The organism is Erythrobacter sp. JB1-4 (assembly GCF_057365025.1).
On sequence record NZ_CP200292.1, the window covers coordinates 2,352,034 to 2,364,887 of the forward strand.

The 12,854-nt window shown below is 58.5% G+C and carries 12 protein-coding genes; 3 read left to right on the top strand and 9 right to left on the bottom strand.

Annotated elements, in window-relative coordinates:
- Positions 1-38 precede the first annotated feature (38 nt).
- Positions 39-1,844: a phosphogluconate dehydratase gene (edd, locus tag AC0V61_RS10865; protein ID WP_486157440.1), complete on the bottom strand. Its 1,806-nt coding sequence runs from the start codon at positions 1,842-1,844 to the stop codon at positions 39-41.
- The gene (zwf, locus tag AC0V61_RS10870) at positions 1,837-3,297 is read right to left on the bottom strand and encodes a glucose-6-phosphate dehydrogenase (RefSeq protein WP_486157442.1); all 1,461 of its coding nucleotides are present in this window, start codon (positions 3,295-3,297) and stop codon (positions 1,837-1,839) included. Before zwf ends, edd begins: the two co-directional genes overlap by 8 nt.
- Positions 3,298-3,411: 114 nt before the next feature.
- On the opposite strand from zwf, the gene AC0V61_RS10875 reads away from it, so the two are divergent.
- Positions 3,412-4,494, top strand: a complete 1,083-nt coding sequence (locus AC0V61_RS10875) for a LacI family DNA-binding transcriptional regulator (RefSeq protein WP_486157444.1) — start codon at positions 3,412-3,414, stop codon at positions 4,492-4,494.
- Here AC0V61_RS10875 and AC0V61_RS10880 read toward each other — a convergent pair.
- Entirely contained in the window at positions 4,491-5,288 is a 798-nt protein-coding gene (locus tag AC0V61_RS10880) for a transglutaminase-like domain-containing protein (RefSeq protein WP_486157446.1), read from the bottom strand. The two genes, AC0V61_RS10875 and AC0V61_RS10880, sit on opposite strands and share 4 nt — an antisense overlap.
- Positions 5,289-5,347: 59 nt before the next feature.
- A complete protein-coding gene (rimO, locus tag AC0V61_RS10885; RefSeq protein ID WP_486157448.1) occupies positions 5,348-6,724 on the bottom strand; it encodes a 30S ribosomal protein S12 methylthiotransferase RimO in 1,377 nt (458 codons plus the stop codon).
- A 144-nt stretch (positions 6,725-6,868) separates the two neighbouring features.
- Between rimO and AC0V61_RS10890 the strand changes: the two genes are divergently transcribed.
- Entirely contained in the window at positions 6,869-7,267 is a 399-nt protein-coding gene (locus AC0V61_RS10890; RefSeq protein WP_486157450.1) for a DUF1761 domain-containing protein, read from the top strand.
- A gap of 6 nt (positions 7,268-7,273) precedes the next feature.
- Here AC0V61_RS10890 and AC0V61_RS10895 read toward each other — a convergent pair whose 3' ends face one another.
- The 4 genes from AC0V61_RS10895 to AC0V61_RS10910 are packed head-to-tail and all read right to left on the bottom strand — an operon-like array spanning position 7,274 to position 11,340.
- On the bottom strand, positions 7,274-8,368 hold the full coding sequence (locus AC0V61_RS10895; protein ID WP_486157452.1) for a potassium channel family protein: 1,095 nt from the start codon (positions 8,366-8,368) through the stop codon (positions 7,274-7,276).
- Positions 8,369-8,397: 29 nt separating this feature from the next.
- Positions 8,398-9,156 (bottom strand): 5'/3'-nucleotidase SurE, encoded by a 759-nt coding sequence (gene surE / locus AC0V61_RS10900; protein ID WP_486157454.1) that lies wholly within the window; start codon positions 9,154-9,156, stop codon positions 8,398-8,400.
- Entirely contained in the window at positions 9,156-10,436 is a 1,281-nt protein-coding gene (gene serS / locus AC0V61_RS10905; RefSeq protein WP_486157456.1) for a serine--tRNA ligase, read from the bottom strand. The genes surE and serS overlap by 1 nt, the downstream gene beginning before the upstream one ends.
- A gap of 43 nt (positions 10,437-10,479) precedes the next feature.
- Positions 10,480-11,340: a hypothetical protein gene (locus AC0V61_RS10910; protein ID WP_486157458.1), complete on the bottom strand. Its 861-nt coding sequence runs from the start codon at positions 11,338-11,340 to the stop codon at positions 10,480-10,482.
- Positions 11,341-11,423: 83 nt separating this feature from the next.
- Here AC0V61_RS10910 and AC0V61_RS10915 point away from each other — a divergent pair, with 83 nt between their 5' ends.
- Positions 11,424-12,101, top strand: coding sequence for a Fe2+-dependent dioxygenase (locus AC0V61_RS10915; protein ID WP_486157460.1), 678 nt, complete (start codon positions 11,424-11,426; stop codon positions 12,099-12,101).
- Here AC0V61_RS10915 and AC0V61_RS10920 read toward each other — a convergent pair.
- A complete protein-coding gene (locus tag AC0V61_RS10920) occupies positions 12,076-12,813 on the bottom strand; it encodes a hypothetical protein (RefSeq protein WP_486157461.1) in 738 nt (245 codons plus the stop codon). The genes AC0V61_RS10915 and AC0V61_RS10920 overlap by 26 nt on opposite strands.
- Positions 12,814-12,854 lie beyond the last annotated feature (41 nt).

Here is a 12,854-nt window from a genome sequence, read left to right on the forward strand (position 1 = left end):
CCCTCCCGCAAGCGGGAGGGGAGAAGAAAGTGCCATCCTCACAGCCCCGCTGCCACCAACATGGCCGAGGCGCCTTTTTCTGCTTCGTCGGCTTGCAGCTGCATCATGCGGAACAGCTCGCGGCCAACGCCCCATTCTTGCGGCGGATTCGGGGCAGGGGTGCGCGATGACAGGTCCGCATCGGTGCTGAGCGTGCCGGTGGCGGCGCAAACTGTCACCACGTCGCCGTCAGCCAAAAGGCTCAAAGGCCCGCCGTCCATCGCTTCGGGGGAGCAGTGGATTGCGGCCGGCACTTTGCCCGAAGCGCCTGACATGCGGCCATCGGTGACGAGCGCGACTTTGAAACCTTTATCCTGCAACACGCCCAGCGACGGGGTGAGACCGTGCAGTTCCGGCATTCCGTTGGAGCGCGGCCCCTGGAAGCGTACAACCACCACGACATCGCGATCTAGCTCGCCAGCTTGGAAGGCCTCTTTCACCGCCTCTTGGGTCTGGAACACGCGGGCAGGCGCGGTGATGGTGTAGCGTTCTTTGGCGACCGCAGAGGATTTGAAACACGCCCGGCCAAGGTTGCCGGTGAGCAGCTTCATTCCGCCGTCCTCTTGGAACGGGGCGGAGGCTGGGCGCAGCATGGTGTCGTCCTGGCTCTCCGTAATCCGGCTCCACGCCAGCGCTTCGTTTTCCCAGACAGGCTCGGCGCGGTACGCGTCGAACCCATCGTCCCACACGGTGAGGATATCGCCATGCGCGAGCCCTGCGTCGAGAAGCTCGCTGATCACATAGCCCATGCCGCCAGCGGCGTGGAATTGGTTCACATCGCCAGAGCCATTGGGATAGACGCGGGCGAGCAATGGTACCGCGCCCGAAAGCTCAGCCATATCGCTCCAGTCGAGCACGATACCAGCAGCGCGCGCCATGGCGGGCAGGTGGATCGCGTGATTGGTGGAGCCGCCGGTGGCAAGTAGCCCGATAACCGCGTTCACAATCGCCTTTTCATCGACGACTTGGGCAAGTGTGCGCTCCGTCGTGCCGGACAGCTCGGCCAAGCGGTGCACCGCCGCACGGTCAAGGGCTTGGCGCAGTTTCGTGCCCGGTTGGACAAAGGCGCTACCCGGAATGTGCAGACCCATCATCTCCATCATCATCTGATTGGAGTTGGCGGTCCCAAAAAAGGTGCAGGTGCCCGGCGAATGATAAGACGCAAGCTCGCTTTCAAGCAGAGCATCACGGCCCACTTCGCCGCTTGCATATTTCTGGCGGGTGGCCTGTTTCTGGCTGTTCGAAATGCCGCTTGGCATGGGTCCAGAGGGGACGAAGACGGCAGGCAGGTGCCCGAACCGCAGCGCGCCCATGAGCAAACCCGGCACAATCTTGTCGCAAATTCCCAGACACGCCACGCCGTCATACATCTGGTGAGAGAGCGCAACGCCTGTTGCCATAGCGATGTTGTCGCGAGAAAAGAGCGAGAGCTCCATCCCATCCTCGCCCTGTGTCACCCCATCGCACATCGCAGGCGTCCCGCCTGCAACCTGACACGTTGCGCCCTTTTCGCGGGCGTAGACCTTCATGCGGTCGGGATAGCGGCCATAGGGTTGGTGGGCGCTGAGCATGTCATTGTAAGAGGTGACAATGCCAATATTGGGCCCGCGATTGTTCTTGAGCGCGTCTTGGTCCTCTTGAGCACCCGCAAAGGCATGGGCGAGGACCGAACAGGAGACGGCTGAGCGTTCAGGCCGACGATCCGCCTCGCGCTGCATGAGCTCAAGATAGGCGTCGCGGGAGGGTTTTGAGCGTTCGATAATCCGCTGCGTCACTCGCTCGATAACAGGGTTGAGATTACTCATGCCAGCTTACCCCGTCGCGTTCGGTCAAGGCCACAGCGCCAGACGGCCCCCATGTGCCCGCCATATAGGTCTGTGGTTTGACATCATTCTCGTCCCACACGGCGCGGATACCGTCGATCCAGTTCCATTGCGCTTCCACTTCATCACGGCGCACGAAGAGGGTTTGATCGCCCTTGATAAGGTCGAGCAGCAGCCGCTCGTAAGCGATCCGCCGCTGCGCCTCGGCAAAGGCATCGGGCATGGTGATCGCAAGCGGCACTTCGCGCAGACGCACGCCGTCTTCATCAAGCCCCGGCACCTTGGCCATCAGCGACAAGGTGATGTTCTCATCAGGCTGAATTTCGATCAGCAGCTTGTTCGGGTGAAGCGCTCCGCCGCCTGTGCCCTCGAAGATCGAGTGAGGAACACTGCGGAACTGCACGAGGATTTCGGTCACCCGTTCGGGCAGACGCTTGCCGGTGCGAAGGTAAAAGGGCACGCCTTTCCAGCGCCAATTGTCGACATGCGCTTTGATCGCAACGAAGGTTTCGGTGTCGGACGCTTCGCCTAGCTCTTCATCGTAGCCGGGGACGGCTTGGCCGTTGCTGGCGCCCGCGCGATATTGGCCGGTCACCGTTTCGCCTGCCACTGCCTGGCGCAGCGCCCGCAGCACTTTCACCTTCTCATCGCGCACGGCGGTTGCGTCGAAGGAAGTCGGCGGTTCCATCGCAACCAGCGCCAGCAATTGCAGCATATGGTTCTGCACCATATCGCGCAAAGCGCCCGCATCATTGTAAAAGCCAACCCGGCCCTCAAGCCCCACGGTCTCTGCGACGGTGATCTGCACATGCTCGATCACATTGGAGTTCCAGATGGGCTCGAACAAAATATTGGCAAAGCGAAGCGCAAGAAGGTTCTGCACCGTCTCTTTGCCCAGATAATGGTCGATGCGGAAAATGCGTTCCTCGGGAAAAGCCGCCGCCACTGCATCATTGATCTCAGCAGAGGAGCCAAGGTCCGTGCCCAGCGGTTTTTCAAGGCACATGCGCACCTCGTCTCCCGTCAATCCTGCCTTCTCAAGCCCCGCAATGGTCGGTTCAAAAAGGCTAGGCGCAGTCGAAAGGAAAATCGCAAGACCCCCTTGGGTGCCCCCCGCCTCGTCAATTTTGGCCGCTAAAGCATCAAAGCCTTCCAACGTGCTCGCATCCAATGCCTGATAGCTTAAGCGGTTGAGAAACCCTGCCATTCCGCCACGGCGCTCTGCGGGAAGGAACTCTTCCAATGCCGCGCGGGCCATATCGCGAAAGCCTGCATCATCAAGATCACTGCGCGCTGTACCGATAATTTTGAGCGTATCAGGCAAAAGGCCATCGGCGTCCAAAGCGCACAATGAAGGCAGAAGTTTGCGCCGGGACAAATCGCCGGTGGCGCCAAACAAAAGCAGTCTATCGGCAGCAAATTCGGGTGCAGCCATCAATTTCCCTCCTTGAAGGCGCAATCGCCCGCCATCTTCCGTCACCCCATAGCAGTATGTGCTAGATGTGGACCATACATTGCATAGCTATTCAAATGAGGCGCGTGCTAACATATGGCTGCGATACCGCTGTTGGCAAAGGGCCTTAATGCTATGGACGATCTTCGCCGCAACGCGCGGATCACCAGTTTTGATGTGGCAGAACGTGCTGGTGTAAGTCAGTCGACGGTGAGCCGCGCCTTGTCCGGCTCAGCTGTCATCAGTGAGGCAACCCGGCAAAAGGTCATGACCACGGCCGAAGAGATGGGCTATTTCGTAGATGAGCGCGCGGCCCGGTTGAGGCGTGGGCACACTGGCACCTTGGCTGTGGTGGTTATCTGCAAACCCGGCGAGCGTGCGCGCGATGTTAACCCGTTCTCCTATGCTCTTTTGGGCGGGATTTGCGCCGCTGCTGCTGAACAAGGCTTGGAGGTGCTCGTCTCGCTTCAAGCTGAGGAAGACAAGCTTTTCGGCCATTATGTTGAGCGGGGACAGGCCGAGGGGCTGATTGTCATTGGCACTACAGCCAACAGGGCGGCTTGGGAGTATTTCCGGGGCGTTGGCGAAAGCGCTGCTGCGACCGGTGCGCCCGTTGCGTTTTGGGGCTCGCCGCTGGGCGATCTCGATTGGGTGGTTTCTGACAACGAAAAAGGCGCGAAGGCGGCGGCGGATCATTTGACCAAACAAGGTTCCAAGAACTTGGTATGCATCGGGTCATTGGGTAGCCCCCAACGCCAGTTTGCAGAACGCGCAGAGGTCTTCCTTAAACAAGCGCGAGAAAGCGGCGCGCACGCTGATCTTATCGAGATTGAACCGGCAGGAGACCGACGCGAACAAGGCCGCTTGGCAACCCGCAAACTGCTGTCAGAGCACCCGACTTGCGATGGCATTTTTGCCGTGTGCGATGCGCTGGCATTTGGAGTGATCGAAGAACTGCAAGCTGCGGGCAAAAGAATTCCTGACGACGTGCGGCTGGTGGGTTTTGATGGCATTCCAGCAAGCGAGATGACGTCGCCTACTCTTACCACGATAGAACCTGACCTTGATATGGCGGGGCGCATGTTGGTCGAGGCGGTAGCGGGCGCGCTTAACGAAGGGGCAAAGCTGCCTAAAGTGCAGCGTGTGCCAGTGAAGATGGTTCTTCGGGCGAGTGCCTAAATTTTGTTGACTGCAACCTGACTTGAACGAAAGCAGTTTGGCCCAAACGTCGTGAGGAAGCTGACATCGGCTGCATCGCGTCCCACACCAATTATGGCTGTTTCCTGAGGCTCGGCCATCCTTGTCGCATCGACCAATTGCCAAATGCCAACCTCAGGATTGGCAGGATCAGCCAGAAATACCTGCGCGACCGCATGAAAATCTTGCGGTGTGACGCCGGGGGCATAGCATGCAACATACCGGGCAGGGATCGTCGAGGCACGCGCCAAAGCGACCACCATATGCGCGTAATCGCGGCAGATGCCCTGGCGGGTGATAAAGCTCTCGGCTGCATCGGTTTGCACGTTGCTTGCACCGGGTACATAGGCGAAATTTTGAGCGACCCAGTCGCAGATTGCTTTGATCCGTTCGCCGCCTGTCATTGAACCAAATTGCTTGGCTGCAAAATGCTCAAACTGTCCACCGCGACAATAGCGCGAATCCATCAGATACTGCACCGCTTCACCGGGAATTTTGTGCATGGGAAGCTGCTGAAGCGAGGCAAGCTCCGGGATGCGGCGCCCAACCTCTACGCTCGCTTCATATTCGACCTCAACTGTTGCGTGCGCGCGTAGCCAGATCCGCTCTCCGATACCGTCTTGCGCTGGCACCTTGGCCATAGTGTCTGACGGGCTCAGCCTTGTGTTGCTCTTTATGATGCGTTGTTCAGGCAGGGCTGCGGCTTCGAACTGCATCAAAGCATCGGTGGGTTCGTCCAAATCGAATGCGAACCGCGAAGTAATCTGGATCATCATGGCGATGTTTGCGCTTTCGGAAGGGACAACCGGTTATGTTTCACGCAAAGCGATCTTGTCTATTGCTTTGAAACGACGCCGAAAAGGTCGTGTGCATCGGCGTCTTCGACGTTCACATCCACTATGTCGCCTGACCGGAGGGTTTCGGGGACGTTGCGAAGGTATACTGCGCCGTCGATCTCTGGGGCATCCGCCTGTGATCTGCCAGTGGCACCTATGTCGCCGTCTTCGTCAGGCTCACCCACCTCGTCGATGATAACGGGAAGCGTGCGTCCGATTTTGGACTGAAGCTTTGCCGCGCTGATCCGGGTGGTCGCTTCCATAAGCGCAGCGTACCGTTCCTCTTTGAGCTCTTCTGGTACCGGGTTCGGCAGGTCATTCGCCCGCGCGCCTTCGACGGGTTCGAAACGGAAACCGCCAACGCGGTCCAATTGCGCTTCTTCGAGCCATTCGAGCAGATATTGGAAGTCCGCGTCCGTCTCACCGGGGAAGCCGACGACGAATGAGGAGCGGATAGCGATATCGGGACAGATATCGCGCCATGCTTTGATCCGATCGAGCACCTTCGCCTCATTTGCGGGGCGACGCATAGATTTAAGGACGGAAGGGCTAGCGTGCTGGAATGGGATGTCGAGATATGGGGTCAAAAGCCCCTCAGCCATAAGCGGGATGACTTGGTCGACATGCGGGTAGGGGTAGACATAGTGCAGCCTCACCCAAGGCGCGCGGTCTTCGCTTGTGCGCAGTTGGCCAAGTTCACGCGCCAAGTCCGTCATATGGGCGCGGACCTCGCGGCCCTTCCACTTTCGTGGATCATGCTTGGTATCCACGCCATAGGCCGACGTATCTTGGCTGATCACCAAAAGCTCTTTTGTGCCCGCCGCGACCAGCTTCTCCGCCTCGCGCAGCACCGCGTCGATGCGTCGGCTGGCCAGCTTCCCACGAAGGTCGGGAATGATGCAGAACGAACAGGAGTGATTGCAGCCTTCGGAAATTTTCAGATAGCTGTAATGGCGCGGGGTGAGCTTGATGTCCGGTTGCGGGATCAGGTCTACAAACGGCCCTTGGCTGGGGGGCGCGTGTTCATGCACGGCCTCAACCACTTGCTCATATTGATGTGCGCCCGTTACTGCCAAAACCTGTGGGTGAGCGGCCCGGATCGCATCGGCTTCCTCGCCCATACACCCGGTGACGATGACACGGCCGTTCTCGTTGATCGCCTCGCCGATGGCGGCAAGGCTCTCTTCTTTGGCGCTGTCGAGAAAACCGCAAGTGTTGACCAGCACCACATCCGCGCCTGCATAATCGGGGCTCATCGCATAGCCATCTGCGCGAAGGCGCGTGAGAATGCGCTCAGAATCGACCAGCGCCTTAGGGCAGCCAAGCGAGACCATGCCGACTTTCTTGGCGTCTGGGAGAGTTGTTGCGTTGGTCATGATGGGCGCGCCCCTACACCGTAATTGACGGGAGTGCCAGTGCCCACCCCCAACCCCTCCCGCAAGCGGGGTGGGCTTCAGCGCTCGCTTTCCTATGCGCGCCCAGCCCGCTACACCAAGCCGAGAATTAAGGAGGGATCAAACATGAATGACTTCGCACTATGGCCAGTGCTGGCCGGAGCCGCCGCGTTCTTTGTGGTGGGCATGATTTGGTACGGCGCGCTGTTTGGGAAGGCTTGGCAAAAGGCGGCAGGGCTGTCGGACAAAGACGTAGAGGGCGGCAATATGGTGCTTATCTTCGGGCTTTGCTTTCTGTTTGAGATGCTGATTGCCATGGTGCTTTGGCATCTGATCGCGCGTACGGGCGCTGCGCCGCATGTTGTCATGATGATGTCACTGGGCTTTGCGGTCGGGATTATGGTGCCAGCAATGGGCATAAACTATCTGTTTCAGCGCAAATCAGGAATGCTCTTTGCAATCGATAGTGGCCACTTCATCCTTGGAATGGCGGCAATGGGTGGGGCTTTCCTGCTCTTCCTTTAAGACAGGTCAGCTGTCCCCGTTGACCTTTTCCGAAGGCACAATCTCGACAATCACGTCGCCGGGTTGGAGGTTCTCACATTCCTCCTCCCAAAAGCCGATGGCGCGGCCATTGCGATAAATACGAAGGCCCCTGCCGCCGGTACTGAGCTCGCCGATAGAGCAACCACACTCCGCCTCTGTGATGACCCGTTCGACCAACTGGACGCGCCCTGAGACAGAGGCGAGGTCCGCAAGATAGTCGGCGATGTGCGGGCCGTTGGCTGAGCCTGCGAGCAGAAGCCCGGTAAAGCGCACCGGGTTGATGACATTGTCCGCGCCCGCCTGCCTTGCCAGCAATTCGTTATCATCCGCGCGCACCACCACGCTGATCGGGACGCGCGGGGCAAGGTGGCGCACAGTCAAGACGATCAGGATCGAGGTGTCGTCGCGCCCTGCCGAGACAAGCACATTCTTCGCCGTTTGAATGCGCACCGCTTTCAACGTTTCATCACGCGTCGCATCAGACGCCATGACATTGACGCCCAGCTTCTCTGCTTCGCGCAGGCGGTCTTCGCTTGGGTCGACGACCACAATACGGTCAGCATCTGTGCCGCGTTCAATCAGTTCCTCGACACTTTGCGAGCCCGAAACACCATAGCCAAGGACAACCACATGGTCAGAAAGCTTATCCTGAATGCGAGCCATGCGCCATTTCTCCCAGCTGCGTTTGATGATGAAGTTATAGGCTGTGCCTACGAAAATAAAGAAAACGAGGAAGCGGATCGGGGTCACAATCACCGCCTCTTTCAATCGCGCGCTATCCGTTACAGGCGCAATATCGCCAAAGCCCGTCGTCGTGATCGAGATCATGGTGAAATAAACCACGTCTAGGAAGCTGACATGGCCATCAACGCTATCGACCAGCCCCTCGCGGTCGAACCAGTGGATCATGATGACAATGAAGATAAGGAAAAGCGCTGCGCCAAGGCGAATGGTTACATCGGCCCAGACCGGCAGACCAACCGCGCGCCGCAGCGGCCTTGGACGCTTTTGTGCCGGGTGACGACCTCGTTGCCTGTCGCCAGAGCGAGTAAGGGAACGCTCTGTGTCGCGTAATGCCATCGCGTTTGTGCCTTACCCCTCGAACCCGCTCACGAAAATCTGCCTGCGAGATTGTCGATTGTTGGGTAATGCGTCAAGTCGAGTTGGAGCGGTGTGACAGTGACATATCGGTCCGCAATCGCTTCCAAGTCGGTGCCATGGTCAAGCGTGTGCTCAATTGGGTGGAGCCCAAACCAGAAGTATTTAAGGCCGCGCGGGTCAGTCCCCTCGACAACGCTGCCGCGCGAATAGTCGTGGAAGCCTTGGCGCGTGATGCGAATGCCTTGCGCGCCCACAGGCGGGAAATTCACATTGAGAAACGTGCGATTGCCAAAGGGCGCATCGACCAATGGTTTAATCGCTTTGGGCGCCCATTCCTGCGCCTGCGCAAATTCCGCGTCACTACCGCGCGTCTCTGGCGAGATGACTTGGCTAAGCGCGATAGAGCGAATGCCAGCAAGCGCGCCTTCCATCGCTGCGGAGGCTGTACCGGAATAGGTAACATCATCGCCAAGGTTCGCGCCGCGATTGACGCCTGAAAGGATTAGGTCTGGCTTGCGGTCGGGCCCCAATACTTCGCGAAGGCCCATAGAAACGCTGTCCGTCGGCGTTCCCGTCACGGCAAAGCGGCGCTCAGAAAACTGCTGCAAGCGCACCGGGCGATTGAGGGTTAGCGAGTGCCCCGCACCCGATTGCTCTTCAGCAGGAGCGCATACCCAAACATCGTCGGAAAACTGCGCTGCGATCTGCTCCAAGACCTCAAGGCCCGGTGCATGAATGCCATCATCATTGGTAAGCAGGATGCGCATTAGGAGATAGGCTCAAGCTTGGTCACACCGCCCATATAAGAATGCAGCGCTTCGGGCACCAGGACCGAGCCATCGGCCTGCTGATAGTTCTCGATCACCGCAACAAGAGTGCGTCCAACTGCAAGGCCAGAGCCGTTGAGGAGGTGGAAATACTCGCTCTTCTTCGACCCTTCCGGGCGATAGCGCGCGTTCATCCGACGCGGCTGATAGGTGCCACCATCAGAGCAAGAGCTGATCTCGCGGTAAGCGCCTTGCCCTGGCAGCCAAACCTCAAGGTCATAGGTCTTCATCATCGACGCGCCCATATCGCCAGAACATAGCGCCATTACGCGGTAGTGGAGCCCCAGTTTCTGCAAGAGCCCCTCGGCAATTCCTGTAATCCGTTCATGCTCCTGCGCCGCCTGATCGGGCGTTGCGGCAACGATCATCTCGACCTTTTCGAACTGGTGCTGACGGATAAAGCCGCGCGTGTCGCGCCCAGCTGCGCCCGCTTCAGAACGGAAGCATGGGGTGAGGGCTGTCAGCCGCATGGGGAAATCGCTTTCAGCAAACAATTGCTCTCGGAACGAATTGCCCAGAACCATCTCGGATGTGGAGATGAGAATACGGTCGTCCTTGGTCCAGAACAGGTCTTCGCCAAATTTGGGAAGTTGCCCGGTGCCGTAGCCTGCCTGCTCATTAATCAGCAGCGGCGGATTGCATTCGGTAAAGCCATGTTCGCGCGTATTGGTGTCGAGCATGAACTGACCCAGCGCACGGTGAAGGCGCGCCATATCGCCGCGCAGAAAGGTAAAGCGCGCACCCGAAATCTTGGCGCCCGTTTCGAAGTCCATCCCCAATGCTGGTGCCATATCGGCGTGCTCTTGGGGGTCGAAGTCAAAACTCGGCTTTTCGCCCCACTCGCGAAGGTACTGATTATCGTCCTCGCTCTCCCCATCAGGCACAGACGGGTCGAGGAGGTTGGGAAGAGCCAGCATTGTGTCTTGCAGCTTTGCGCCAAGCTCTCGGTCTTGCTCTTCGATCGCGGGCATGGACTGCTTGAGGTCGGCAACTTCAGCCTTCAGCGCTTCGGCCTTTTCTTTGTCGCCTTGACCCATCGCCATACCAATGGCCTTGGAGGCTTCATTGCGGCGCGATTGCATCTCTTGCAGCTTTGTGGTGAGCGCGCGGCGTTCCTCGTCCAGCGCGAGGATCTGCGCTGAGACAGGGGCGTGGCCCCGCCGTGCAAGGATGGCATCAAACCCGTCCGGGTCGTCTCGGATTAAGCGAATATCATGCATGGCAAGCGCCTATGCCCGTATCGCTTTGGTAAGGGAAGGGGGATCAGCTCGCGGCAAGCAGAACGCTTGCCGATGCCCCTGAAAGTGCGCCTTGATCTGCATCCAAGCTCTCTGGACGCTCAACGCTGGGGTAGGCTTCTGCCAGCAATGCAAGCGCTTCTTCGATTGCCTTTGCAAGGTCTGCATCTTCGCCATTGATTGCGCCACCAGAACGCTCGTAGGCCGCCTCAGCCGCCTTATAGAAGCCATAGCCATCAAGGTACGGGCCATAAATCGTGGTGTCGGCGGCTTGGCCGTACATCTGGGCCGCGCGCTCAATTTGATCAGCCACAACGCCGGCGGCCACTTTTCCTGCGCTTGCATCGCTGGTGGGTGCTTTGTTTTCAGCTGCGCGAAGGGCGGTGATGATGCCTTGCGCTTTGGCAGCGATTTCATCAGCGGTAGCCCCCTGAAGGGCTGCGTCTGATGCGCCTGTGAAAAGCGGAGAGAGGTCATCCACGCCGCGCTCAGCAAAGACGGGTGCCAGTTCCAGCAAAACCTCGGAAACGGGGTGCGCGAACATCTCAGCGCCTGCCTCTTTTTCGCCTGCTGCATAAGCATCGCGCGCGGCAATCACATGGGCTTCGGCAATCGCAAGGGCAGAGCCATAGACAACCGGATCGTTTGAGGCAGCAGACGTGTCTACGCCGCCCTCTCCGCCAGTGCCTTCACCACCCTCGCCGCCTTCACCTACGCCGCCTTCTCCTACGCCGCCTTCGCCCTCTCCAGCGGTGCCAACAACAGCATTCTCGCCGCCTTCGCCTGCGCTATCGCCTTCGCCAGCGTCGCCAGAGCAACCTGCAATAGTAAGTCCCAAAGCGGTTGCAACGCCAAGCGTGCCCCAGGTTTTCAATTCGACTTTCATGACACAGTGCTCCAAATCAGCAGAGGTTTGTGCTAGCCATAAGCCAAGCGATCCTTTTTGCAAACGATTATCAAGAGGGATGTATGATCCTCAATATTGCCGCTGTTTCTGACCTCGCAAAGCTTGCCGAAATTCAAGGCGCGCTTGCTAAGCTCGAGTGGCAGGATGGGCGCAAGACGGCTGGCATGGTGGCCGCGCGGGTAAAGGACAATGCCCAAGCGGTAATGACCAATGCAGCAGGCCGCGCGATAAGCCAGATGCTGATGCCGATCATCACAGACAACGCCATCGTCAAAGCAGGCGCGCGGCCAAAGCGCATATCGAACCTTATCATCAGCAAGACCCGGGATGGGGGTCATTACGGCGCGCATATCGACAATGCTCTGATGGGAAAGGGCGATGCTCAGCTGCGCACCGACATCTCATTCACGCTCTTCCTAAGCGATCCGGCGGATTACGAGGGCGGCGAATTGGTGGTGCAGACCGCCGGTATGACGCAAACGATTAAAGGTGAGGCGGGGCATTTGGTGCTTTATCCCTCATCAAGCGTGCATGAAGTGACCCCCGTGACCAAGGGCACGCGCATGGTCGCCGTGGGATGGATAGAAAGCCATATCCGCGACGTTAATCAGCGTGAATTGCTGTTTGATCTGCAAAACACACGCGCGTCTTTGGCCGTGAAACTTCCAGCGAGTGCGCCTGAGCTTTTGATGATCGACAAGACCATCGCGAACCTTACGCGGATGTGGGCTGGGCTTTAGGAGGCTTCCTTGGAGGAGTCTTGCGCTTGGCTTGAAGCGAGAAACCAATGATCAAAGCAACGCCAACGGTGCTTGGCAAAGCCCAGACGAGCGGGTTGAAGACATGCTCTGGGATATATCGGATTAGACCCACTGACATGAAGGCGGTGTAGGCGGAAATCCCCATGCCGATCAGCGCACGGAAATGCTCGCCCACGTAGGAGCGTTTGGTCGGCGGCTGAGCGCGCCAAATGTAAAGCTGCTGAATGCTCATCGCGACAATGCCAAGGCACGCGACAGCCATCATCAGCGCCTCGCCAATGCCAAATCCGAACCAGAAGCAATAGGCAGCGGACAGCAAAACGGCGGCGATCACAATCTGATAGCGCGGGGCCCGAAGGGCTGCGCGATTGCGGGAATGTTTGACCACAGCAAGGCCATAATCAGCAAAGCCAATGGTGAGGATGCCAAGGTAAAGCATCATCCATCCAAACAGCCCCTCGAACAGGACCCGGTCTGTGACGGAGGGAAGCCGCTCTTCGGACCCGTATAGTGAGATCAAAGCCATCGCGATTGCAAGCGCGCCTGCACCGATAAAGCCGTAGCAACAAATGCGCCCCCAGCGCCGGTGGTTCACTGCGCCTTTTTTGGCAACAATCGGCACCCAAAAGGCGATGAGGCCGGTCGTCCCGGCGATCACGTGCAAGACAATAAGAATCTCGAACAGATGCATAAGCGCTAGTTTACAGAAATTTAGACGGCTTGAAAATCCGC

Bases quoted from the DNA above. Each gene is read 5' to 3' on its own strand.
- edd (WP_486157440.1), bottom strand. From the start codon at position 1,844: ATGAGTAATCTCAACCCTGTTATCGAGCGAGTGACGCAGCGGATTATC.
- zwf (WP_486157442.1), bottom strand. From the start codon at position 3,297: ATGGCTGCACCCGAATTTGCTGCCGATAGACTGCTTTTGTTTGGCGCC.
- AC0V61_RS10875 (WP_486157444.1), top strand. From the start codon at position 3,412: ATGGCTGCGATACCGCTGTTGGCAAAGGGCCTTAATGCTATGGACGAT.
- AC0V61_RS10880 (WP_486157446.1), bottom strand. From the start codon at position 5,288: ATGATGATCCAGATTACTTCGCGGTTCGCATTCGATTTGGACGAACCC.
- rimO (WP_486157448.1), bottom strand. From the start codon at position 6,724: ATGACCAACGCAACAACTCTCCCAGACGCCAAGAAAGTCGGCATGGTC.
- AC0V61_RS10890 (WP_486157450.1), top strand. From the start codon at position 6,869: ATGAATGACTTCGCACTATGGCCAGTGCTGGCCGGAGCCGCCGCGTTC.
- AC0V61_RS10895 (WP_486157452.1), bottom strand. From the start codon at position 8,368: ATGGCATTACGCGACACAGAGCGTTCCCTTACTCGCTCTGGCGACAGG.
- surE (WP_486157454.1), bottom strand. From the start codon at position 9,156: ATGCGCATCCTGCTTACCAATGATGATGGCATTCATGCACCGGGCCTT.
- serS (WP_486157456.1), bottom strand. From the start codon at position 10,436: ATGCATGATATTCGCTTAATCCGAGACGACCCGGACGGGTTTGATGCC.
- AC0V61_RS10910 (WP_486157458.1), bottom strand. From the start codon at position 11,340: ATGAAAGTCGAATTGAAAACCTGGGGCACGCTTGGCGTTGCAACCGCT.
- AC0V61_RS10915 (WP_486157460.1), top strand. From the start codon at position 11,424: ATGATCCTCAATATTGCCGCTGTTTCTGACCTCGCAAAGCTTGCCGAA.
- AC0V61_RS10920 (WP_486157461.1), bottom strand. From the start codon at position 12,813: ATGCATCTGTTCGAGATTCTTATTGTCTTGCACGTGATCGCCGGGACG.